Origin of the sequence: Allochromatium warmingii (genome assembly GCF_900107145.1) — a bacterium.
Lineage (GTDB): Bacteria > Pseudomonadota > Gammaproteobacteria > Chromatiales > Chromatiaceae > Thermochromatium > Thermochromatium warmingii.
In genome coordinates this window covers 24,550-46,417 of the sequence record NZ_FNOW01000022.1, presented here as the reverse complement: position 1 = coordinate 46,417, position 21,868 = coordinate 24,550, and the positions used below count along the sequence as shown (strand labels likewise).

Genomic DNA, 21,868 nt, shown 5'->3' with positions numbered 1-21,868 from the left:
AGCGTCAACCACCACGGGAGCGTCGGCGAAACCGAAAGCGCAAACAGCACCGCCGTGACCACGGCGCTCAGATCGCGCAGCGCGAGCAACGGCGAGCGTCCGCGCAGGCGCATCACGATGCTCTCGGCTGCAACCGCAAAGGTCACGGCCAGCACGCAGTTAATCAGCGTGCCCCAGCCAAAAAACCAGGTCATCGCAATCAGACCCGGAATCAGCGCCAGCAGCAGGTCGAGCATCACGCGATCAACACGGTTGACGCGGGCGACATGGGGCGAGGAGAGAATAGGCGGTTTGGTGTTGGGCATGTGTAAGTTCTGTAAAGCAGACAGGCAATGCAGCGCCGTGAAGATTTGGGCGTAAGTGTCACGGCTCAGGAGCGTTCTGGCAACTGTGTAGCTTGCAGATTCACGGGCAGTATTTGGTTAGCGGCGTAGGTTGGGTGACCGCTTGCGCTGAGTTTTGAATTGTGATGAAAATGTGAGTTGGTCATCCGGCATCAGCTAAAACCGGAGTCACGCCAGAAGAGGGTTGAACGTAGATCATTGATAAAGTGGAGCTAAAATAAAAGTTGACGGTGTTTGGCCAGAGTGGTAAAAATTCATACCTTACATTTGAGGTGTAATCAAGCAAGATTCGGCGTCATTTTTGAGGTTGAACTGTCGTTAGGTGATTAATTCGGTGCCTAGAAATAAATTTATCTAGGCCCATTTAATTCAAAGCGATGCTGTCTCAAAAAATCCATCCTAAAATTCAGGGGGTTAAAAATGATGAAACAATTTAATGTAGTCATTGAAAAAGATTCCGATAGCTATTTCGTGGCATCCGTTCCTGAAAGAGAAAAAAATAGGGGTCTGACCCCTATTCTCGCCTATTCTCGTACTTGCGGTTTTTTTAACGATCTTAAACGGAAATGTGTATTCTGACTGTATAAGTGGGAATTGCTTTACTGGGCAAGGAACTTTTATTTGGGCAAATGGCGATAAATATGAAGGAGGTTTTGTTGATGGTAAACGAACGGGACAAGGAACTTTTATTTGGGCAAATGGCGATAAATATGAAGGAGATTTTGTTGATGGTAAACTAACGGGACAAGGAACTTTGACTTTGACAAATGGCAAAAAATATGAAGGATATTTTGTTGATGGTAAAAAAACGGGACAAGGAACTTTTATTTGGGCAAATGGCAATAAATATGAAGGAGATTTTGTTGATGGTAAAATAACGGGACAAGGAACTTTGACTTTGACAAATGGCAATAAATATGAAGGATATTTTGTTGATAGTAAAAAAACGGGACAAGGAACTTATATTTGGCCAAGTGGCGATAAATATGAAGGAGATTTTGTTGATAATAAAAAAACGGGACAAGGAACTTTGACTTTGACAAATGGCGATAAATATGAAGGAGATTTTGTTGATGGTAAAATAACGGGACAAGGAACTTATATTTGGGCAAATGGCGATAAATATGAAGGAGATTTTGTTGATAATAAAAAAACGGGACAAGGAACTTATATTTGGCCAAGTGGCAATAAATATGAAGGAGATTATGTTGATAATAAAGAAACGGGACAAGGAACTTTTATTTGGGCAAATGGCGATAAATATGAAGGAGATTTTGTTGATGGTAAAAAAACGGGACAAGGAACTTTTATTTGGGCAAATGGCGATAAATATGAAGGAGATTTTGTTGATGACAAACGAACGGGACAAGGAACTTGTATTTGGGCAAATGGCAATAAATATGAAGGAGATTATGTTGATGGTAAACTAACGGGACAAGGAACTTTTATTTGGGCAAATGGCAATAAATATGAAGGAGATTTTGTTGATGACAAAATAACGGGACAAGGAACTTTTATTTGGGCAAATGGCAATAAATATGAAGGATATTTTGTTGATGGTAAACTAACGGGACAAGGAACTTTTATTGATGCGGATGGCTCAAAAAAAACTGGCATCTGGCTTAATAATAATCTAATAAAAGCAAGGTAGGATGGGTAGAACGGCCACGCGATAAGCTTGACGGTTGCTGTAATGCTTATTGGCCGTGAAACCCATCATTCACCTACGCAGGCTAAGATGAAAGTCGAACTCAAGCCACAAGCTGTCAAGGATTTACAAACGCTGCAAAAGCAGGACGCGGCTCGAATTACGGCTAGACTTGCTGAAATGGATGCTGGTCTGACTGGCCACATCAAGCGCCTGACCAATTTTACCCCAGAGTATCGCTTGCGCGTCGGTAATTATCGCGTGCTGTTCGAGGTTGAGGAAAACACGGTTGTCGTGTATCGAATCATGCATCGAAAACATGTCTACGCAAAGAGGTGAGCCATGAATTTACACCCACAATATATTGAAAAAAACGGCAGGGATGAATACGTCATTCTTCCTATCGAAGAATTCCAAGCCATGACGCAGACTCTTGAGGATTACCAAGATTTGCAGGATCTTCGAAGCGCAAAGGACGCTGAAGGAGGAGCCGCAACTACATCTTTGGCCGATGTCGTTAAGGAGCTGAATTTACAACCTTAGCGGCGTAGCAAGGTAGGATGGGTAGAACGTAGAACGGCCACGCGATAACCTTGACGGTTGCTGCAATACTTATTGGCCGTGAAACCCATCATTCACAGCGGCGTAGGTTGATTGATCGCTTGCACTGAGTTTTGGATTGTAATGAAAAATGTGATGCGGTCACCCAACATCAGCGTAATGTTGGGTTGCCAAAAGCGGCAACGCAGCTTATGTAGGCACGCTTGTCGTTCGACTTATTCATGTCGTTATGGCTTAGTGCTTATCGTGTATTCTTGAAAGAGCGATATCGTAAATTTCATTGCGATCACGTTTACCGACTGCGATCACAGTGACGGTGATCGTATTATCTTCAACTAAGTACACTAGACGATATCCGAGTTGGCGAAGTTTAATCTTGTATAGGCTCTTTGCACCGGAAAGTGCGGCAGATGGTACGTGCGGATTTTCGAGTCGTTCTTTGAGTTTCTTTTTGAACTGTTCTTTTACTGTATGGCCCAGCTTCTCCCATTCCTTGAGGGCAGATTTTTTGAATTCCAGCTTATAGATCATCGAGCGTGACCCTTACTGCAGGTTCGTCCATTCGCTCCTTCACCAGTTTAAGCAATTCAATATCGTCAAGTAGCTCCATCATTGCTTCATAAGCTGCAGCAGGTACACAGTAAAAGGCTGGTTCATTGCGGTTCAGGACGGCAATAGGCATTCCGTTACCGCTGGAGACTACTTTCATTGGGTTGGCTTTGAGTTCAGAAATACTGGCAGCAATTTCTGTAAGTATTTGATGCGTCATGGCTTTTTACTCTTCTGGCGGCCATTAAAAATAAAAACTTAATTATAGCAAGGTAGGATGGGTAGAACGGCCACGCGATAACCTTTACGGTTGCTGTAATGCTTATTGGCCGTGAAACCCATCATTCACAGCTGCGTAGGTTGATTGATCGCCTGCACTGAGTTTTGGATTGTAATGAAAAATGTGATGCGGTCACCCAACATCAGCGTAATGTTGGGTTGCTACGTAGCTGGCAACTGTGCAGCTTGCAGATTGACTGCGGTATTGGCGTCATCCCTGTTGCATCCAAAAATACCAATCACGCACGCACAAAAACAAACAGCGCCCCGAAGGACGCTGTTTGTTTTGAGAATTTGGAGCGGGAAACGAGACTCGAACTCGCGACCCCAACCTTGGCAAGGTTGTGCTCTACCAACTGAGCTATTCCCGCTGAAGAGACGCCTAGTATAGACGGTTTTTGCAGTTCGTCAAGCCTATTTTGCAATTTATTTTAACTTCCGCTCCGTCACCGCAGTCACACGCCCCGACAGACTCGGCCACGCCGACATTAAATAGAGCACCATCGACCACAGCGTCAGCAGCGCCGCGATATACAGCAGCACGATGCCCAGCCCATACGTCCAGGGGCCAAACACCGATTCGCGCAGAATCAGGATCACAATCGAGAGCATCTGCGCCGTGGTTTTGACCTTGCCGAGCGTGGAGACCGCCACCGCCGCCCGCGCCCCGATCTCAGCCATCCACTCGCGCAGGGCCGAGACCGTAATCTCACGTCCGATAATCACCATCACTGGCAGCGCAATCAAAATGCGCGGATCGGCCTGCAACAGCACCACCAGCGCCACCGCGACCATCAGTTTATCGGCAACCGGATCGAGAAACGCCCCAAATGGCGAAGTCTGTTCCCATTTGCGGGCCAGATAGCCGTCAAGCCAATCGGTCAGCGCCGCCGCCCCGAACACCGCTGCCGCTGCATAGGCTGCCCAACTGGAATCAAGATAAAAGATGACGACAAACACCGGAATCAAGACGATCCGCAGTAGCGTCAGGATATTGGGCAGGTTCCACATGATTTGATGTCAGGCTTGATCGTGATGGAAGGCGGCGTGGATGCGCTCGGCGAGCGGCTGGCTGATGCCGGCAACCGCAGCAATCTCGGCGACGGCGGCATGCGCTAGTCCACGCAATCCACCAAAATGATGCAGCAGTCGCTGACGGCGCTTGGGGCCGATGCCCGGAATGTCTTCGAGCGCCGAGGTGACACGCGCTTTAGCGCGACGCTGACGATGGCCGGTGATCGCAAAGCGATGGGCTTCATCGCGGATGTGGGCGATCAGATGCAGCGCCGGTGAGTCGCTAGGCAGTATAACGGGCACCTCGTGCCCCAACAACCACAGGCGCTCGGCACCCGGACGGCGCTCTGGCCCTTTTGAGACGCCGATCAGTGTTAACGCGAAATCATCCAGCCCCAGTTCAGCGAGTGCCTGTGCCACCGCGTTGAGTTGGCCGCGTCCGCCGTCGATCACAATTAAATCAGGAATCGGATAGTCGCCGCGCTCCAGCCGCCGATAGCGGCGCGTGAGGGCCTGTGCGAGGGCGGCATAATCATCGCCCGGCGTCATATCGGTGATGTTAAAACGGCGATAGTCGGTCGAGCGCGGCCCCTCGGCGTCGAATACGACACAGGCGGCGACGGTGTGTTCGCCCTGAGTATGGCTGATGTCAAAGCATTCCAGCCGCTCGGGTCGGGCGCTGAGGTCGAACGCTTCGCGGAGCGCCTCAAAGCGCCGCGCATAGCCGCTGTGACTGTCGAGTCGCTGCTGTACGGCAAAACGGGCATTTTCCCGCGCCAGCTCTAGCCAGCGTGCCCGCTCGCCGCGCACCGCGCTTTGAAGCTGCACCGTACGTCCAGCGCGTTCGCTGAGTGCCGCCCGCAGGCTCGCCACATCATCGGGAAGGGTGCTGACAATCAGCGTTTCGGGAAGCTCGTGTGTGGCGTAGAACTGCGCCAAAAATCCGGCTAATACGGCTGCGGCGTCATAATCGGGCGGCACTTTCGGAAAAAACGCGCTGTTGCCGAGATGCCGTCCGCGCCGCACTATAAACACCTGTACGCACCAGATGCCGGCCGCGTGCGCGGTGGCGATCAAATCGAGATCGCCGTCTTCGCCGCTGACTGCGTGCCGCTCCAGCACACGGCGCAGGGTTTGAATGCGGTCGCGAATCTGCGCCGCCCGCTCAAAATCTAGCGCGGCGGCGGCGGTGTCCATCAGCCGAATCAGCTCGTCAATGACCTCCTCGCCGCGTCCATCGAGAAACTTGACGCTCCGCGCTACATCTACGGCGTACTGTTCCGGCGTAATCAGCCCGACACAGGGCGCGGTGCAGCGTTGAATCTGATATTGCAGGCACGGGCGCGAGCGATGGCGAAAAAAGCCGTCTTCACACTGTCGCACTGGAAACAGCTTTTGCAGACTGTGCAGCGTTTCGCGCACCGCCCACGCACTCGCATAGGGGCCAAACAGCCGCCCGGCGGTCTGGCGCGGGCCGCGATAGAAGGTTAAGCGCGGATAGCGGTCGTGCGTAGTGAGCAGGATGTAGGGATAACTTTTGTCATCGCGCAACAGAATGTTAAAACGCGGCTGGAGCGATTTAATCAACTGGCTTTCGAGCAGCAGCGCCTCGCCCTCGGTGCGCGTGACGGTGACGGCGATGTCGGCAATCAGGCTGACCAGCCGTTCATGGCGCGGCGTGAGGGTGCGCCCAAAATAGCTGGCTACCCGCCGTTTAAGCTGCTTGGCTTTGCCGACATAAAGCACGGTGCCGCTGGCGTCGAGCATCCGGTACACGCCAGGGCTGGCGGGAAGAGTAGCGATCCGGCGGCGCAGAGCGGCGTGTATGTCCGACACCGGCGGCGCTCACTCGGCGTTGTGCTCGTCGTTGGCGAGATGATGGGCTACAAAGCGTTCCCAGTCATCGAGCGAGATGTCGAGTTCCTGCAAGCTCCAATCGCGTTGATCGAGCAGCGCCGGCGTGTCCTCGATGCCGCGTCGCAGTGCCAGCAGCAGCCGCGTGAGTTTGGAGACGGCCATCAGCGAGCGCAAATGCAGATCGAAGGCGGCGGGCACTTCGAGGGTATTTTGATAATAAATCGCCAACACCACCGCTTCTGGCAGATGCCAGGTGCCAGCCATTAAAAATCCGACGGTCGGATGATCGGTACTCAGGGCGCGGCGTTCGGAGTTCATCAGATTCTGCGGATTGGCCAGCGCGTAGAGCGTCCATTCATTTTCGTAACCCTTGATGAGATCAGCGAAAATCAGATTGCCGACGTTCTGCATCATGCCGAACAAATAGGCTTCGTCGGCGGTCACTTCATGTGCCAGCGCCGCGACAGCGGCAGAAACACGCGCCTGTTCTTGCGTAAAACCAAAGATCTGACGGGCACCGCCCTTGCGCTCGCCGACCATCAAGCGGCTAAAGGTAACGGCCGTGACGAGATTGGTGAGACGACGCAGACCAATCAGTCCAACCGCCCGCCGCACGCTGCTGATTTTGGCGCGATTGGCCATAAACGGCGAATTGATCGCCTTGAGCACCTGCCCAGTCATGGCTAAATCCTGTTCGACCAGATCGGCAGCGCGCATCAAATCCGGCTCCGGTTGGCGCAGTTCTTCGCGCAAACTCAGGACAATATTGGGCACTTGCGGCACTTTAGCTCGTCGCACGGCGCGAAAAGCCGCTTCGAGTGCGGTGCGCGGCGGATAATACTCCGCATACACGGAATCAGGGATAGACTCGCGAATGGCGTCGGCAGTGGGCGTACTCATGGTGCAAAAAACTCCAGTCAGCCTGAAGGCGGAAACGCCACCATTAAACCGCGTTTGGCGGTAAATCCCAATGCTCAGATAGGCGCTTTTGAGAATAGGCTCACACAGTACGTACTAAACATCTGAATCAGACTGAATCACCGCCTCCCGCACCACCTGCGCCTGTTGCAGCGCATGTCGATCATCAAGCGGCCCAACATAGCGTTTCGGCATACCCGCTGGCGCTCGCCGAAAGCGTTTATATGGCCATAAATATTGCGCCGGGCACAGCCGCACACACTGTTCGATACCGCGATTGAGCGCAGTCGCGGCCTGCTGTTCGTCGGCGCTGTCGATGCCCTCGGGCGCAGGCAGACAGTGAATGATGAACCCCTGACCCGCTGCCAGCCGCTCGGCGAAGATAAAAATCACTGGCACCTGGGTGCGTCGCGCCAGCCGATTGACCAGCAACATGCTAAACGCCGGAATCCCAAAAAATGGCGCAAAGATCGCACCTTTATCGGCTTTTGGCTCTTGATCGGGCAAGATGCCGACACATTCACCGCGCTCCAATGCTTCGATCAGCACCCGAATTCCGCGTGCCGTGATCGGCGCCAGCGTTGCTCCGTTGCGGGCGCGTGAGGTGCGAATCAGCTCGTCGAGATACTGCTGCGGTTTATAAAAAAACGTCGAGTGCCCGCGTGCCGCCAGATACAGCCCAACTAATTCCCACGCGCCATGATGCGGCGAGAGCACAATCAATCCCTGTCCGGGTGCGCGGTCGAGCCACTCAGCACCGCGTACTTCGCGCACCAGCCCGAGCACCTGCTCAATCGGGCGTCGCCATAAATAGGCGATTTCCAGATAGGTTTTGCTGAACTCAGCAAAGGTACGATCCCGCAGGTGGCGCTGTTCGGTTGGCGACAGGTCAGGAAAGCAGAGCGCAATGTTAATCAACGCATTGCGCCGTTGACGATTCGGCCAGCGTACCGCGATCCAGCCCAGCAGCGAGCCGAGTCGATGAATCAGCGGCAGCGGCAACGGCGCTAATAGCCGCAACACGGCACGTAAGCTCAGTTCAGTTAGGGCATGGGTGAGGCGGGACATCTGGGCAGGCGCTCAGTCCACTGTGCGCGAGGTGTTCAGACCAGCAGCCCGCCCTTTGAGCACCTCGGCTTGCCGCTCCTCGGTCTCGCGTTGATAGCGTGCCAAGATGTGGAGTTGCCCAACGACAGCGCGGGCAGCACGGAGATTGGACGGGGTGGGATCGGCGAACAGTTGATGCAATTCTTTATCCAGCGCCGCGCCGCGTTCAGCCAAGCGGGTGAGCACTTCAGAGAGCGCCGCGCCAGGATCGGAACGATTCGTGGCCGCTTCAAGGGCTTCTTGACGCTCCATCTCTTCGACCAGCAGCGTGCTGGCCGGATCCTCGTCGCGACTGGACTCGGCAGCCGCAACGCCATAAAGCTGAAACAGATATTCAGCGCGGGTCAGCGGTTCGGTCAGCGTCTGATAGGCCAGATCGATCCGCGCCAGCGAGCGGGCAGTTTCGTCCTCTTCATCGCTGAGAAAATCCGCCCGCACCGCCCGCACCAGCGCCCGATAGCGTTCGGCTAATACGCCGACATCGAGGGCAAAATCGACCGGTAAATCAAAGAGTTGGAAGTAATTTTTATGTGAGTTCAACACGGCTGGAGCCGACAGCGGCAGGCCAAGCGAAGCGGGGCAGGATTAGGCGCTGAGATTCAGGCGCTGAATATCAAGTTTGACATCGACCGCCACACAGCTTGTCGGCGGGCGCTGACCACTGGGATCGCGCTGATCGACGAGGGTTTGCAGGTCGATTTGCTTGAGATAGTCGTAGATGCGGTCGCTGAGATCATGCCACAGATTGTGCGTCAAGCACGGGCCGTTGTTCTGGCAGTTGTGTGCGCCACCACAGCGCGTGGTATCCACGCTTTCATCGACGGCACTGATAACCTCAGCGACGTAAATCTCGACCGGCGGGCGTGCCAAATTATAGCCGCCACCCGGCCCGCGCACGCTGGTGACCAGACCGCGTTTGCGCAGCTTGGCAAATAACTGTTCGAGATACGACAGCGAGATGCCCTGACGTTGGGCGATGTCGGCGAGCGCGATTGGGCCGTGCGTGTGATAAATCGCCAGATCCAGCATCGCAGTGACAGCATAGCGGCCTTTGGTCGTCAGTCTCACGGGCACCCCCTTTCGCGTGCGTGACCTACGTTTTGCATCATACGTGACCGACGCGGGACGATCAATTTAGGCCGATGATTTAAGCCGATGGGCGCAGATCGCTGCGCGGCGGCGGATCGGGCTGGATTGCTGAATCAATGGTGATCGCGTCAAGATCGCTGTCATGCTCAAAATGTGTCATCAGTCCCTGTTGTTCGAGCGTCCGCGACAGGGTTTCGAGCCGCTGATCCATGTGATGAATATGATCGAGCATCCGATTGATCGCGTTGGCGATGGGGTCAGGTGCATCGCGGGTGGCACCATAGGCATCAAAGCCGATGCGTTTAGCAGTGTTGGCACGGCGGCGGGCGGTGGCGTCGTGTTCAGGTTCAATAATGCGTCCGGGTACGCCGACCGCTGTGGCTCCGGGCGGAACCGATTTGACGACAACCGCATTGGAGCCGATTCGTGCGCCGTCGCCAATCTCAATCGGGCCGAGCACCTTTGCGCCCGCGCCGACGACCACATCGCGTCCTAATGTCGGATGACGTTTGCCTTTTTGCCAGCTTGTGCCGCCGAGGGTGACGCCATGATAGAGGGTGCAATCATCGCCAATCACCGCCGTTTCACCGATCACGACGCCCATACCGTGATCGATGAAAAAGCGCCGCCCGATCACTGCGGCCGGGTGAATCTCGATGCCCGTAAACAGCCGCGCAACATTGGCCAGCGCCCGCGCTAACCATTTGAAATCGCGCCGCCACAGCCGATGGGCGATGCGGTGCGCCATGACCGCATGTAAGCCGGGGTAGGTGGTGAGAATCTCGAAGGCGTTGCGGGCGGCCGGGTCGCGGTCGAAAACGCAGAGAATATCTTCGCGGATGCGCGTGAACATGGATGTTCCGATATGGCCTAGCTGATAGCTCAATCCGGTTGCGATGTGGGCTGCAAACGCGCAAAGCGTTCGGGGGTTTTGCGGCCCTGTGCGGCGCTGAGAATGCCGCGCAGAATGTTCAGTTCTACGCGGTCGGGTTGGGCGCGATTGAACAGCCGCCGCAATCGGCGCGTGAGCGTGCGCGATTGCTCAGGATCGCTAAATCCAATCTGCACTAATGTTTCGGTCAGATGTGTGTAAAAGCCTTCCATCGCTTCAGCAGGGGCAAGATCGCGCGGCGTTTCGGTTAGGTGTTCGCCGCTGGCAGCGCGAGCCGTGCGGCGGATTTCGTAGGCCAGCACTTGCGCGGCAGCGGCGACATTGAGCGAGCTAAAATCAGGGTTGGTCGGAATGTGAACTAAAAACTGACACCGCGCTAGTTCATCATTGCTTAGGCCGGAACTTTCGCGTCCGAGCAGTACCGCGACTTCACCGTGTGCGGCTTCCGCAAGCAACCGCGCCGCGCAGTCGGGCGGTTCTAGCAACGGCCATTCAAGCGAGCGCAGTCGCGCACTGGCTCCGACAACGAGCCGACAACCGGCGAGCGCGTCGGTTAAAGTGGCGTGGATGCCCGCCCGTTCGAGTAGATCATCCGCACCAGAGGCCCGCGCTAGGGCTTCGGCATCAGGTCGCTGGCGTGGGGCGACCAGTTCTAGGCGCGACAGGCCCATCGTTTTTAGCGCCCGCGCCGCTGCGCCAATATTGCCGCTGTGTGTGGTTTCGACCAGCACGAAGCGGATTCGCGCCAGCGACTCGGTCATTTGGTCTATCATGGGCAGCTCAATCATTACATCTTTTTCGCTGTTTTCGCGTTCGCTGTGTCAAGCTGATTATGATACAGCGGATCCAGCGACCGTCCTGGATATCCCGCAACCGATGCACCCAAGCCTCAATATTGCCATCCGTGCCGCCCGTAGTGCCGGCAAGATCATTCTGCGTTTTTCTGATCGCGTCGATCAACTGAAGGTCGAATCGAAGAGCCGCAACGACTTTGTCAGCGATGTGGATCGCGCTGCTGAGGCGGCGATCATTCAGGAGCTACGCGGACGTTTTCCCCATCATGCGATTCTGGCCGAGGAGAGCGGCGAGCTGACGGGGAAGGGCGAGTTTCAGTGGATCATCGATCCGCTCGACGGCACGACTAATTATTTGCACGGATTTCCGCAGTTTGCTGTGTCGATTGCGCTGCTGCATAAGGGTCAGCTTGAATGCGCGGTGGTCTATGATCCGCTGCGCGAGGAGCTGTTTACCGCTGCCCGTGGGCAGGGGGCGCAGTTGAATGATCGCAAGCTGCGCGTGGCTAATCGGCAGTCACTCGATGGGGCGTTGATCGGCACCGGTTTTCCATTCCGCGATCAACGTTATATTGATGCCTATTTGGGGATGTTCAAGGCGGTGACGTTGGCGACAGCCGGTGTGCGGCGGCCAGGGTCAGCGGCGTTGGATTTGGCGTATGTCGCAGCCGGGCGGACAGATGGGTTTTGGGAATTGGGACTGGCCGCTTGGGATTGTGCGGCCGGGGCGTTGTTGATTAAGGAGGCCGGTGGGATTGTGAGCGATTTAGCCGGTGGTGAGCGGTACCTTGATACCGGTAATTTGGTTGCGGGTAATGTGCGCGTGCATCGGGCGTTGCTGGAGCTGATTCAGCCGAATTTGACTGAGCAGTTGAAGGCTTGAGGCGATTCGCGTCCAGTTTTTCGCTTTTTTGCCGCTGAAAGCGCGGAATTACGCAGAAAAAAACCTTCGGTTTGAGGTGTGAGAACTGTGTGGGAATTTTAGGATTCTTTCGCTACAACAGTATCGTAAAGTCCGTAGTGGTTGAGTCCTTCATGGCTTTCGATGCCAGTGTAGCGCAGTGACGCATCTTCATACCGTCGGAATGCAAACACGGCTTGATTCATTTGTTCGGTGTTGAAGACTTTCAGCCGAACAAGTAAATCAAAGTCCGGTACGGTTAGGCCAGTGACAGCGCGGAATAAATCCGGTTCTAGTTTGGTGATGACATCTTGCAGTGTGTTTTCGCGGAAATCGGTGAGGTACATGAACGCTGGAATGCGGGTGGCGAATTTAATTAGCTTTTCCTGTACCAGTTTGCGCTTGGATTTGTATTCCTTTTCTTCGTCGGACAGTTCTTTTTTCTCCTTCTTCGTCAATTTGCCCTTCTTTTTAAGTTCCTTAACGCGCTCACTTTTATTGATGATGGTCTCGATGATGTTGTCGCCTAAGCTGCGCCAGCCTTCGATGCGCTCGACGGCGGCTAATGCTTCAGCGTTGTTCAGCACGCGCTGTAGTGTTGCGTTATCGACGTTTACCAGCAGGGCGCTTTCCCATTTCCGCGCCAGCAGTGTGGCCGAGGTACCGGCTAACGCAATGTCGAGAATGCCGCCCGCGTCGATCTGTGTCATGTTCGCGCCGTCGTAAGCCAGCACGGGCAGGAAGGATACGAGGTCTTTGACGGCGTTTTCTGGGTTCGATTCGTTGGGCGACAGGCCGATGCCGTATTCTGAAAGTTGCCGCAGGGCGCGGGTCGGTGCGAAGTCAAACACAAAGCAGACTGGCTTGAGGATGTCCTCTTCGTGCGGATCGTCGCCGTTGGGATTTTTGATTGACCAGGGCGATTGCACGCGGAATGCCGCTTGAAAGTAGGTCTCGGGCGATTTGAGATTGCGCAGCATCAGGATGGATGACCACTGCGGAACCGTTACGCCGGTCGTCAGTTTGCCGCACGAGAGCGTGATGCTTTTGGTGTCGAATCCGCTGCCGATGGCGTGGCGCACGGGCGTGAGTGCTTCCAGTCCAATGCCCGCTTGTGCGCCAGCGGCGACGATGATGGTGTAGTCATGCCAGAACGTGTTGTGTTTTGCTGCCAGCAGGTTCGCCATTGCGTGGCAGGCGGCGACCTTGGGCAAAAACCAGAATGAATGTTGCAGATACGGCAACAGGCGCACATCTGAGTACGGAAACGGCGGGCGCGTGCCGGTTTTTAGGTGCTCGATGGATTGATCGAGGTAGCCGCCACGAATGATGTCGAGCCATTTCTGCACATCGCTTTGATGTTTGAATTGTGCCGTTGTGCCGCTTCCCGATGCCTCAAAAAAGGTATTGAGGTCAAATTCATCAAATTCCCCACCGCTGGCAATCGCCAATAATTCATCAGGCATTTGATAGGTCAGCAAGCGCATCTGGGGCAGCGCGGCGTAAGGGTTGCGCTGTTGTGGATTATTCGCGGCGAATGTAGCTTTAGCGCGTTGTTCGTCGGTATAAGTCCAGTTGAAGATTTGTTCTTCAATAAATTCGCCGGTGGCGAGTGCTTTGAATGGTGTGCCGGATAGATAGAGATAGGCCCGCGTGGTGATTGGCAGAAATTCGGTTTCTTGCTGCGAAAGCTCGCCGAGGTCTTCGTTTAATTCGGTGAGTCCTTCAGTGTATTCGAGTTTGGTTTCTTTTTTGGCGACGGCCTCATCTTCGCCCTCAAATAATTCTTTAGCAGTGTCGCGCCATGCGCCGAAGTGGTATTCGTCGAATACGACCAGATCCCAATTGATCGTGTGAAGCCATTCATTTTTTGGTTTGATGTTGCCGACGGGATCGCGGCCAAGTAAATCTTGAAATGAGCCAAAATAGACGACGGGTTTTTCGTGGTCAATCTGCGTTGGATCACGGCCCGATGAGCGCGACAGATATTGCCAGCCATTAAAATCAGCATGGCTTTCCAGATCGGTCTGCCACGCATCCTCAACTGCTGGTTTGAAGGTGAGCACCAGCACGCGCTTTGCGCCGAGTTTTTTAGCGAGTTGGTAGGTGGTGAAGGTTTTGCCAAACCGCATTTTGGCGTTCCAGAGAAAGCGCGGCACGGCTTTTTGATTTTCTATCCAGATGGATTGGTAATAATCAGCCGTTTTATTCACCGCTTCGGCTTGTTCGCGGCGCATGGGAAAGGTTTGATGATGGGTGCCGGTGAATGTCTGGCCGGTGCGCAATTCGTTGAGCACAGTTTTAATATCCGCGACTGAACAGCGCATCCATTCGTTTTCGACGTTTGCAAAGCCTTTTTTAATCAATGCGGCCCGCACGTCGTGATCGCTGAAGAAGCTGCCGTCATCGCGCTCGGCGGATTCATCGAGTTCGATGCGGTAGTTTTTAATGGCGGCGGTTTTGAGCTGTTCGGCGATGCGCTGTTTGACCGTGCGCGTGGTTTGTCCGACTTTGAGTAATCCGGCGTGCGCGGTGTCAGCAATCAAGTAGGCGTAAATGCGCGGCGGCTTGGCGTGCGGTTTGGAGGCGAGAATTTCTTCGATGGGTCTATTCATCTGCGTCATGCTCTTTTTCAAGCGCCAGAGCAAGGCGCAGCGCCTCGCTTTCGCGTGCAATCTCGGTGCGCAGTTCTTCTTCTGTGGGCAACACGAGCTTGTAGCGGCTGGCGAATAACTGTTCGCTGCCATTGAGCACGGAGTAACGCACCACTGATTGATCTTTTGCCTCGCACAGCTGGATGCCGACCGTCGGGTTATCATCTTCGTTGCGCTTTAGGTCGTCGTACATGCGCACATACATATCCATTTGGCCGATGTCCTGATGGGTCAGCTCGCCGGTTTTTAGGTCGATCAGCACGAAGCATCTGAGCAGGTAGTTGTAGAACACGAGGTCGATATAGAAATCCTTGCTCTCGGTGCTAACGCGCTGCTGGCGTGCGACGAAGGCAAACCCCTTACCCAGTTCCAGCAGGAAGGCTTGCAGCTTGTCCATCAAGCCCTGTTCTAGGCTAGATTCCAACACGCGGCCCGCACTCGGCAAGCCCAAAAATTCCAGCATGACCGGATCGCGGACGAATGCGCGTGGCGAATGTTGCAGACGCGCCAGATGTTCCCGCGCTTCGTCGGCGACCGCCGCTTTGTCTTGGCTGAGTAGCAAACGCTCGTAATACAGCGTGCCCATTTGCCGCTCCAGCGCCCGCGAACTCCAGTTCTGTTCGGCAGCTTCGTGCATGTACCACTGACGCGCCGCCGCGTTGTCCAAGCGCGTCAGCAGGCGATAGTGTGTCCGTCCAGCTCAATTCGTGACGCAGTGCGTCCCAAATCGGAAAGCACTGGAAAAAGGCCCGCATGTGACGCAGGTTGCGCTCATCGAAGCCCTTGCCGAACTCGTGCGTTAATTGCTTGGCCAGCATCGGCAACAAACGCTGACCATAGGCGGCGCGTGTCTGTCCGCCTTGCTCGAATTCGACGATGTGACGGCCAATTTCCCAGCAGGTGCGCACTTGGAGGTTGTCTACAGCACGCAGCGCCTGTGTCCGTGCTTGCGTGATTAACTGGCGCAGTTGAGCCAGCAAGGGCGCGGCGCTCGTGGTTGAAGTTTCGTCGATGGGTTTGTTCATCTCGACTCATTCCCCCGCCCCTGGCGGGCGGGGGTTAGGGGGTGGGGGAGCCATAGCGATGCAGCACGCTCTGACAACCTCTAACACCCCATCAATGATGGGCTGATTCATCTCAACTCATTCCCCCGCCCCTAGCGGGCGGGGGTTAGGGGGTGGGGGAGCCATAGCGATGCAGCACGCTCTGATAACCTCTAACACCCCATCAATATTATCAATAACTTCATTGTTCCAAAAGCGCAGCACCCTATATCCGTTTGCCCGTAAACAATCGTCTCTTTGTTGGTCGTATTCCCTGTTTTCTAAATGCTGACCGCCATCCAGTTCAATCACAATCTTTTTTTCAAAGGAGATGAAATCAACGATATAGGTTTCGATTGGCTGTTGGCGGCGAAATTTGACACCTTCAAGCTGACGGTTTCGCAAATGTCTCCACAACAAGCGTTCAACATCTGTGCTGTTGTTTCGCAGTTCACGGGCAAAATTTTGCAGTGGATGACGCGGCTTCATGTTACTTACTCTTGATTGTAAGTTTATTGTAAGTTCCCCCACCCCCTAACCCCCGCCCGCCAGGGGCGGGGGAATTCGCTGCCTTTTGCTATTCGTAGCAGGTTGATGAACAATCGGGGGGGATTTCTTCGATGGGTTTATTCATCATCGAAGGGCGTTGCCTCATCTGGAGCGTTAATACTATTGAGGTGCATTGGACGAATCATCCATTCGATGAAAGCTATTTCCTCATCGGTCAGGCCGTACTTCGCATAGAGTTTTGCGTCAGTCCACGTTTGAGAAAAATCCTGCGTGGGAACAAAGGTATACACTTTTTTTGTCGCGTGTTGCGATGGCTTGTGTAGCATGACCAAAAAGCGTGTCAGCTTGCACGAAATATAGGAGCAAACATTTTTAGCCTCGTTCTCCGATTCAAGCGGCCCAATACAGATGTAGGTTTCAGTAGAAATTGAACCGGGTTCACCAATAAAAGGGCGGCCTAGCACTGCTTTAGGTGGTGCGTCGCGGCTTGCACCACCGCCACCCCTATCACCATAAGCGCCACCAATAAATACCTTCCATTTTTCTATTAGTTCGATTCCCTCATTTATCTCTGTGCGTGAGACCCAACCCACACCACCTTGCTTAAATCCTGGCCCACCATTCCAGTAGGTCAAAACGTCTCCATCGCGTTTAGATGTACGGACTTTGAAATTCGTCGGCAATCCAAATGGTTTTCGGGCACTCACAAAATTTGTGAAACGCTTTTGTTTAGGAAGAGAGACCGAATTAAGCATCCCGCCTTCAACAGCAACAATTTTCTTCAGGATTGGCGCTGCTTCATTGTAGCGAATAAAAACATCTGAACCATGCTCTAGCAATGGCCGTTTAGCACTTGACTGAACCTTGCCATTGTAATGCGTGACTACCTCACAATCACCGGGTGCTTCCCGATTCCAGAGAAAGTAGAGAATGCCGCCCTGAATTGCTACACCGGGAAAGGCATCGCCAACTAGCCAATAGTCGTGGATAACTCTAGTACGGTTATCGGCGAGCATACTTTCACGAAACTCGTCTAGACCTTTGCCACCAGCAAACCATCTTGCCGGAATCACCAATGATAGAAAGCGTGGCTCAAGTTTTTTTGCCTGCTCCACAAACAGATGATAAATCGGCGCGGCGCTTTTACCATGACCGCCGTCGTCCAACTGATACGGCGGATTGCCAATAATTACATCGAATTGCATATTATCTCCAAAAATTTCGCCCAATCTGGTTTTAATGTCGTCCGTATGAATAATCGCATAAGCGTGAGTTTCTAATTCTTCCCCACGATCAAACGCACTTTGACTAGCCCCACAAAAGCGGCATTTGCCATTCGCCCACGTATGCTCCACACGTTCAAACCAAATATTGCCCGCATCATGCGTAAAAGATCGCGTAATCGAATGTTCGCTATTAGCATCTTTCGAGCAATAAACACTGCGCCGCGCTAATAAACTCGTCAGCTTCGTAATCCCAATACCGAATATTTGCTGAGTCAAAATATGATCGACGCGGGTCTGAAGATCGGGGATCTCCGCTGCCAATCCCTGAACTAAACGACTGGTGATCTCACGCAGAAAGACACCCGACTTCGTGCAGGGATCGAGAAAACGCACCGTTTTATCGGCCCAAAGATTTGCCCCGTTATGGCTGCTTGCCCAAGCCTCAGCCAGCGTATCCAACATCCGATTCGCAAACTCAGGTGGCGTAAAAACTTCGTCATTGGAGAGATTAGCAATGCAGGTCAATACATCGGGATTGCGCCCGCGCAACGTAAAACTCGCCTGCTCAGTCATCCTTTAGCCCCTCAAATACAAAGACGCTAGATCATTCACCGTCATGGGCGGATAGGTGTTAATTGGTTTAAAAATTTCGTGCTTGTCGAGTTGAGCGAACAGCGAATCTTGCGCACTGAAGGCTGACGAACCAGTCAGCACATCAAATCGAAAATCACGCCGTTGAAATTTGCCCTTGCCAATATAACCCCATTCCGCAAAGGTAATCGGCTCGCCATCGTTGCCCAGCATTTTCAGCGCATCACCATGCACCACATTCCACGATAGCACCCACAACGCGGCGTGATAGAACGCATCCGACGCTTCGATATTCAGGTACGCAGCAAATATCTCCAATAAATTCGCACGGCATTCGGCGATATTGTCCGCCAATAATTCAATACCATAGATCGACATCAGCGCCGATAACGCAAAATGCCGCCGCTCAAAATCCGATTGACCATATTGGCATTCAACAGCCGCGAGCTTGCGCTGTAATACCCGAACTAGAAAATTCCCGCTGCCACAGGCCGGTTCTAAAAACCGCGAATTGATGCGCTCCGCTTCGTCTTTGACCAGATCAAGCATCGCCTCAACCATCCACGCCGGAGTAAAAACTTCGCCGTGATCCGCAACGCGCTGTTGGGATTTGATGAGTGTGTTATGTCGCATGGTTTGCCGCTGAAGTCGCGGAATGCGCGGAAGCAGAATCCGGCTTTTTATGCAACCGCTCCCGAATCAGCACAAAAAACAGCGGCACAAAGAGCACGCCAAGCAGTGTTGCTGCTAACACTCCGCCGAGCACGCCAGTACCAATCGCGTTTTGACCGCCCGAACCCGCGCCTGAGCTAATCGCCAGCGGCAGTACGCCGAACCCAAATGCCAGCGAAGTCATCACAATCGGACGAATCCGCATCCGCGCCGCTTCCAGTGCCGCGCTCATCGCATCGCGCCCCTGTTCTTGCAGCGTTTTGGCAAACTCGACAATCAGGATCGCGTTCTTGGCTGATAAACCAATTGTTGCCAGCAAGCCGACTTGAAAATAAATGTCGCTCGGCAGCCCGCGCCCGAGTGCCGCCACCACTGCGCCGAGTACGCCAATTGGTACCACCAGCATCACCGCAAACGGCACTGACCAACTTTCATACAGTGCCGCCAGCGCCAAAAACACCACCAATGCTGAGAGCGCGTAGAGTGCCGGCGCTTGCGCCCCCGCTGCCCGCTCTTCGTATGAAATGCCCGTCCATTCCAAGCCTATGCCGGGCGGCAGTTTTTTCGCTAATTCCTCAACCGCCTGCATCGCCGCTCCGGTGCTCAATCCGGGTGCAGCCTGTCCCAGCACTTCCGCTGACGGCAAACCGTTATACCGCTCCAGACGCGGCGAGCCGAATGCCCAGCTTCCGGTCGCAAAGGCTGAAAACGGCACCATCTCGCCGTCCGTATTGCGCACATACCACGCATTTAAATCTTCCGGCAGCATCCGATAGGGCGCATCCGCTTGGATATAGACTTTTTTGACGCGCCCTTCATGCACAAAATCGTCGATATAGGCACTGCCCCACGCCATCGACAAGGTACGGTTAATATCCGCCAGCGACAGCCCAAAGGCGCCGGCTTTGGTGCGATCCACCTCAACCTGATATTGCGCTTCGTCTTCGCGTCCATTGGGGCGCACGGCAATCAAACGCGGGTCTTGCATCGCCATGCCGAGAAATTGGCCGCGTGCCGCTGCCAACACGTCGCGCCCAACGCCGGCCCGATCCTGTAGCTGCACATCCCAGCCCGATGAGGTGCCGAGTTCAACCACCGCTGGCGGCGGGAATGCAAACACCTGCGCATCGCGGATCTGCGCAAATGCGCCCATCGCTCGTCCCGCTACCGCCTTCACCCGCAGATCGGGGCGCTGCCGCTCTGACCAATCCCGCAGCTTGACAAAGCCAATCGCCATATTCTGACCCTGACCCGCAAAGCTAAAACCAGAAACGGTAATCAGCTCTTTGACCGCCTCTTTTTCATTCTCCAAAAAGTGTTTTTCCACCTGCTTGAGCACTTCGCGGGTACGCTCCAGCGTCGCGCCCGAGGGCAGCGTCACCTGCATAATCAAAATGCCTTGATCTTCGTCGGGCAAAAACGCTGTCGTCATCCGCTCATGCAGCACAATCAGCAACCCAACCAGCCCCAGATACACCGCAAAAAACACCCAGCGCCGCCGCGTGATCCCGGCCACACTCTTGCCGTAGAGCGTCACACTGCGCTCGAATGTCCGGTTGAACCAACCGAAGAAACCGCGTCTTGGGCCATGCGGCATCGGCTTGAGCAGCGACGCGGCCAGCGCCGGACTCAAGGTCAGTGCCACAATCACCGACAGCAGCATCGCCGATACGATGGTGATGGAAAATTGCCGATAAATCACCCCAGTCGAGCCGCCAAAAAACGCCATCGGCACGAACACCGCCGACAGCACCAGCGCAATGCCAATCAGCGCACCGGTGATCTGATCCATCGAACGCCGCGTCGCCTCCTTTGGTGGCAAGCCGTCCTCGTGCATCACGCGCTCAACATTCTCAACCACCACAATCGCATCATCGACGAGCAAGCCAATCGCCAACACCATCGCAAACAGTGTCAACGTATTGATGGTGAAGCCGAAGGCAGCAAGAATCCCGAAGGTGCCCAGCAGCACCACCGGCACCGCAATCGTCGGAATCAGCGTGGCGCGAAAGTTCTGTAAAAACAGATACATCACCACAAAAACCAAAATCACCGCCTCGAAGATGGTTTTAACCACCTCGCCAATCGAGATGCGCACAAAGGGTGTTGTGTCATAGGGAAACACCGCTTCCATGCCGGGCGGGAAGAACGCCGACAGCTCGGCAATCTTGGCTTTGACGGCATCGGCAGTTTGCAGCGCGTTCGCGCCCGTCGCCAAGCGAATCGCCATGCCCATCGCCGGACTACCATTGTGCCGCGCCATCTTGCCGTAGCTTTCGCTCCCCAGATCAATCCGCGCCACATCACGCAACTGCACCGTCGAACCATCGGCCTGCGTTCGCAGCCGAATCGCGCCAAATTCTTCCGGCGTATTCAAGCGACTTTGTACATTGACCGTGACATTGAGCTGTTGCCCCGGCGGTGACGGGATCGCGCCCAACTGACCGGCAGAGACCTGCGCATTCTCGGCTTCAATCGCCGCCACCACATCGGCTGGACTCAAGCCGTACTGATTCAAGCGGTTCGGATCGAGCCAAATGCGCATCGCATACTGCGATTCAAACAGCGTGATTTCACCCACGCCCGGCACGCGGCTAATCGGGTCTTTGACCAGACTCGCCGCATAATCAGCCAGATCGGCATTGTTTAACCGCCCATCCCGCGACACAAAGGCGACCACTAGCAAAAAGTTGCGCACCGATTTCGCAACCTGAATCCCCTGACGCACCACCTCTTCGGGCAGCAACGCATTGGCCAGTTGCAGCTTATTCTGCACCTGCATCTGCGCCACATCGGGATCAATGCCATTCTCAAACGTCAGCGTGATTGTCGCGAGGCCGTTCGATTCACTGCTCGAAGACATATAGCGCAGACCATCGAGACCATTCATCTGCTGTTCGATCACCTGCGTCACCGAATCCTCGACCGTCTGCGCTGACGCGCCGGGATAGGTCGCGCTAATCGCAATCGCGGGCGGCGCAATGCTCGGATACTGCGATACCGGCAAAACACGGATCGACAGCAATCCGGCCAGCATAATGACAATGGCAATCACCCACGCAAAGACGGGGCGGTCGATAAAGAAACGGGCCATGATTGGGATGCTCAGTCAGCGGCGGTTGAGTCAAGCGCGAAGCGCCCAACGCACTAAGATGGGATGAACAGCTTAAACAAAAAGCGCGACAATCGCGTGCAAAAAATAGGTAAAACTACGGATGC

General features: G+C 54.3%; 21 protein-coding genes, 1 tRNA gene and 1 pseudogene. 4 read left to right on the top strand and 19 right to left on the bottom strand.

Translation table 11 applies throughout. The features are described 5' to 3' along the window. A partial coding sequence (locus BLW10_RS08235) for an RnfABCDGE type electron transport complex subunit D (protein WP_177169020.1) occupies positions 1–305 on the bottom strand: 305 nt, incomplete at its 3' end. 607 nt (positions 306–912) lie between these two features. Between BLW10_RS08235 and BLW10_RS08230 the strand changes: the two genes are divergently transcribed. From BLW10_RS08230 to BLW10_RS08220, 3 genes are all read left to right on the top strand, one after another. Next, a complete protein-coding gene (locus BLW10_RS08230; protein WP_091333800.1) occupies positions 913–1,995 on the top strand; it encodes an MORN repeat-containing protein in 1,083 nt (360 codons plus the stop codon). Between the two features lie 87 nt (positions 1,996–2,082). Further along, positions 2,083–2,331 (top strand): type II toxin-antitoxin system RelE family toxin, encoded by a 249-nt coding sequence (locus tag BLW10_RS08225; RefSeq protein WP_091333814.1) that lies wholly within the window; start codon positions 2,083–2,085, stop codon positions 2,329–2,331. 3 nt (positions 2,332–2,334) lie between these two features. Further along, positions 2,335–2,535 carry a type II toxin-antitoxin system Phd/YefM family antitoxin gene (locus BLW10_RS08220; protein ID WP_091333798.1) on the top strand — a complete coding sequence of 67 codons (201 nt, stop codon included), beginning with the start codon at positions 2,335–2,337 and terminating at the stop codon, positions 2,533–2,535. A 252-nt stretch (positions 2,536–2,787) separates the two neighbouring features. Here the strand turns inward: BLW10_RS08220 and BLW10_RS08215 are convergent, their stop codons facing one another. The 11 genes from BLW10_RS08215 to BLW10_RS08165 form a co-directional block, all read right to left on the bottom strand. Further along, positions 2,788–3,084 carry a type II toxin-antitoxin system RelE family toxin gene (locus tag BLW10_RS08215; protein ID WP_091333796.1) on the bottom strand — a complete coding sequence of 99 codons (297 nt, stop codon included), beginning with the start codon at positions 3,082–3,084 and terminating at the stop codon, positions 2,788–2,790. Continuing rightward, positions 3,074–3,322, bottom strand: coding sequence for a type II toxin-antitoxin system Phd/YefM family antitoxin (locus BLW10_RS08210; protein ID WP_091333794.1), 249 nt, complete (start codon positions 3,320–3,322; stop codon positions 3,074–3,076). The genes BLW10_RS08215 and BLW10_RS08210 overlap by 11 nt, the downstream gene beginning before the upstream one ends. Before the next feature lie 354 nt (positions 3,323–3,676). Continuing rightward, positions 3,677–3,752: transfer RNA gene (locus tag BLW10_RS08205), tRNA-Gly, on the bottom strand. Between the two features lie 55 nt (positions 3,753–3,807). After that, positions 3,808–4,392 (bottom strand): CDP-diacylglycerol--glycerol-3-phosphate 3-phosphatidyltransferase, encoded by a 585-nt coding sequence (pgsA, locus tag BLW10_RS08200; protein ID WP_091333792.1) that lies wholly within the window; start codon positions 4,390–4,392, stop codon positions 3,808–3,810. 9 nt (positions 4,393–4,401) lie between these two features. Next, positions 4,402–6,231, bottom strand: coding sequence for an excinuclease ABC subunit UvrC (uvrC, locus tag BLW10_RS08195; protein WP_091333790.1), 1,830 nt, complete (start codon positions 6,229–6,231; stop codon positions 4,402–4,404). Positions 6,232–6,240: 9 nt separating this feature from the next. Further along, complete coding sequence (locus tag BLW10_RS08190) at positions 6,241–7,152, bottom strand: HDOD domain-containing protein (RefSeq protein ID WP_091333788.1); 912 nt, start codon at positions 7,150–7,152, stop codon at positions 6,241–6,243. Positions 7,153–7,266: 114 nt separating this feature from the next. After that, positions 7,267–8,238 (bottom strand): lysophospholipid acyltransferase family protein, encoded by a 972-nt coding sequence (locus BLW10_RS08185; RefSeq protein WP_091333786.1) that lies wholly within the window; start codon positions 8,236–8,238, stop codon positions 7,267–7,269. A 12-nt stretch (positions 8,239–8,250) separates the two neighbouring features. Further along, positions 8,251–8,820, bottom strand: a complete 570-nt coding sequence (locus BLW10_RS08180; RefSeq protein WP_245709203.1) for an iron-sulfur cluster co-chaperone HscB C-terminal domain-containing protein — start codon at positions 8,818–8,820, stop codon at positions 8,251–8,253. A 42-nt stretch (positions 8,821–8,862) separates the two neighbouring features. Continuing rightward, positions 8,863–9,345 carry a Fe-S cluster assembly transcription factor gene (locus BLW10_RS08175; RefSeq protein ID WP_091333811.1) on the bottom strand — a complete coding sequence of 161 codons (483 nt, stop codon included), beginning with the start codon at positions 9,343–9,345 and terminating at the stop codon, positions 8,863–8,865. A gap of 79 nt (positions 9,346–9,424) precedes the next feature. Continuing rightward, positions 9,425–10,219 (bottom strand): serine O-acetyltransferase, encoded by a 795-nt coding sequence (cysE, locus tag BLW10_RS08170; RefSeq protein WP_091333785.1) that lies wholly within the window; start codon positions 10,217–10,219, stop codon positions 9,425–9,427. A 29-nt stretch (positions 10,220–10,248) separates the two neighbouring features. After that, positions 10,249–11,031 carry an RNA methyltransferase gene (locus tag BLW10_RS08165; protein WP_091333783.1) on the bottom strand — a complete coding sequence of 261 codons (783 nt, stop codon included), beginning with the start codon at positions 11,029–11,031 and terminating at the stop codon, positions 10,249–10,251. Between the two features lie 103 nt (positions 11,032–11,134). Here BLW10_RS08165 and BLW10_RS08160 point away from each other — a divergent pair, with 103 nt between their 5' ends. Further along, positions 11,135–11,935, top strand: a complete 801-nt coding sequence (locus BLW10_RS08160) for an inositol monophosphatase family protein (protein ID WP_091333809.1) — start codon at positions 11,135–11,137, stop codon at positions 11,933–11,935. Positions 11,936–12,033: 98 nt separating this feature from the next. On the opposite strand, the gene BLW10_RS08155 is transcribed toward BLW10_RS08160, so the two are convergent. The 7 genes and pseudogenes from BLW10_RS08155 to BLW10_RS08130 form a co-directional block, all read right to left on the bottom strand. Continuing rightward, positions 12,034–14,568 (bottom strand): GIY-YIG nuclease family protein, encoded by a 2,535-nt coding sequence (locus BLW10_RS08155; protein ID WP_091333807.1) that lies wholly within the window; start codon positions 14,566–14,568, stop codon positions 12,034–12,036. Then, positions 14,561–15,244 carry a PDDEXK nuclease domain-containing protein gene (locus tag BLW10_RS14260; protein ID WP_281241131.1) on the bottom strand — a complete coding sequence of 228 codons (684 nt, stop codon included), beginning with the start codon at positions 15,242–15,244 and terminating at the stop codon, positions 14,561–14,563. The genes BLW10_RS08155 and BLW10_RS14260 overlap by 8 nt, the downstream gene beginning before the upstream one ends. Positions 15,245–15,314: 70 nt before the next feature. After that, positions 15,315–15,632, bottom strand: a pseudogene (locus BLW10_RS14525) (DUF1016 N-terminal domain-containing protein); the annotation flags it as partial. 117 nt (positions 15,633–15,749) lie between these two features. Beyond that, the gene (locus BLW10_RS08145) at positions 15,750–16,139 is read right to left on the bottom strand and encodes an endonuclease domain-containing protein (RefSeq protein WP_091333782.1); all 390 of its coding nucleotides are present in this window, start codon (positions 16,137–16,139) and stop codon (positions 15,750–15,752) included. Positions 16,140–16,276: 137 nt separating this feature from the next. After that, positions 16,277–17,959 (bottom strand): Eco57I restriction-modification methylase domain-containing protein, encoded by a 1,683-nt coding sequence (locus BLW10_RS08140; protein ID WP_091333780.1) that lies wholly within the window; start codon positions 17,957–17,959, stop codon positions 16,277–16,279. Between the two features lie 3 nt (positions 17,960–17,962). Further along, a complete protein-coding gene (locus BLW10_RS08135) occupies positions 17,963–18,610 on the bottom strand; it encodes an N-6 DNA methylase (RefSeq protein WP_091333778.1) in 648 nt (215 codons plus the stop codon). Next, the gene (locus BLW10_RS08130) at positions 18,600–21,743 is read right to left on the bottom strand and encodes an efflux RND transporter permease subunit (RefSeq protein WP_091333776.1); all 3,144 of its coding nucleotides are present in this window, start codon (positions 21,741–21,743) and stop codon (positions 18,600–18,602) included. Before BLW10_RS08130 ends, BLW10_RS08135 begins: the two co-directional genes overlap by 11 nt. Positions 21,744–21,868: the final 125 nt, after the last annotated feature.

What these genes read in the sequence shown, in the direction of transcription:
- BLW10_RS08140 (WP_091333780.1), bottom strand. Translation starts at nt 17,959, where the DNA reads ATGACTGAGCAGGCGAGTTTTACGTTGCGCGGGCGCAATCCCGATGTA.
- BLW10_RS08165 (WP_091333783.1), bottom strand. Translation starts at nt 11,031, where the DNA reads ATGATAGACCAAATGACCGAGTCGCTGGCGCGAATCCGCTTCGTGCTG.
- BLW10_RS08185 (WP_091333786.1), bottom strand. Translation starts at nt 8,238, where the DNA reads ATGTCCCGCCTCACCCATGCCCTAACTGAACTGAGCTTACGTGCCGTG.
- BLW10_RS08130 (WP_091333776.1), bottom strand. Translation starts at nt 21,743, where the DNA reads ATGGCCCGTTTCTTTATCGACCGCCCCGTCTTTGCGTGGGTGATTGCC.
- BLW10_RS08135 (WP_091333778.1), bottom strand. Translation starts at nt 18,610, where the DNA reads ATGCGACATAACACACTCATCAAATCCCAACAGCGCGTTGCGGATCAC.
- BLW10_RS08225 (WP_091333814.1), top strand. Translation starts at nt 2,083, where the DNA reads ATGAAAGTCGAACTCAAGCCACAAGCTGTCAAGGATTTACAAACGCTG.
- BLW10_RS08160 (WP_091333809.1), top strand. Translation starts at nt 11,135, where the DNA reads ATGCACCCAAGCCTCAATATTGCCATCCGTGCCGCCCGTAGTGCCGGC.
- BLW10_RS08210 (WP_091333794.1), bottom strand. Translation starts at nt 3,322, where the DNA reads ATGACGCATCAAATACTTACAGAAATTGCTGCCAGTATTTCTGAACTC.
- cysE (WP_091333785.1), bottom strand. Translation starts at nt 10,219, where the DNA reads ATGTTCACGCGCATCCGCGAAGATATTCTCTGCGTTTTCGACCGCGAC.
- BLW10_RS14260 (WP_281241131.1), bottom strand. Translation starts at nt 15,244, where the DNA reads ATGCACGAAGCTGCCGAACAGAACTGGAGTTCGCGGGCGCTGGAGCGG.
- BLW10_RS08190 (WP_091333788.1), bottom strand. Translation starts at nt 7,152, where the DNA reads ATGAGTACGCCCACTGCCGACGCCATTCGCGAGTCTATCCCTGATTCC.
- pgsA (WP_091333792.1), bottom strand. Translation starts at nt 4,392, where the DNA reads ATGTGGAACCTGCCCAATATCCTGACGCTACTGCGGATCGTCTTGATT.
- BLW10_RS08155 (WP_091333807.1), bottom strand. Translation starts at nt 14,568, where the DNA reads ATGAATAGACCCATCGAAGAAATTCTCGCCTCCAAACCGCACGCCAAG.
- BLW10_RS08145 (WP_091333782.1), bottom strand. Translation starts at nt 16,139, where the DNA reads ATGAAGCCGCGTCATCCACTGCAAAATTTTGCCCGTGAACTGCGAAAC.
- BLW10_RS08215 (WP_091333796.1), bottom strand. Translation starts at nt 3,084, where the DNA reads ATGATCTATAAGCTGGAATTCAAAAAATCTGCCCTCAAGGAATGGGAG.
- BLW10_RS08220 (WP_091333798.1), top strand. Translation starts at nt 2,335, where the DNA reads ATGAATTTACACCCACAATATATTGAAAAAAACGGCAGGGATGAATAC.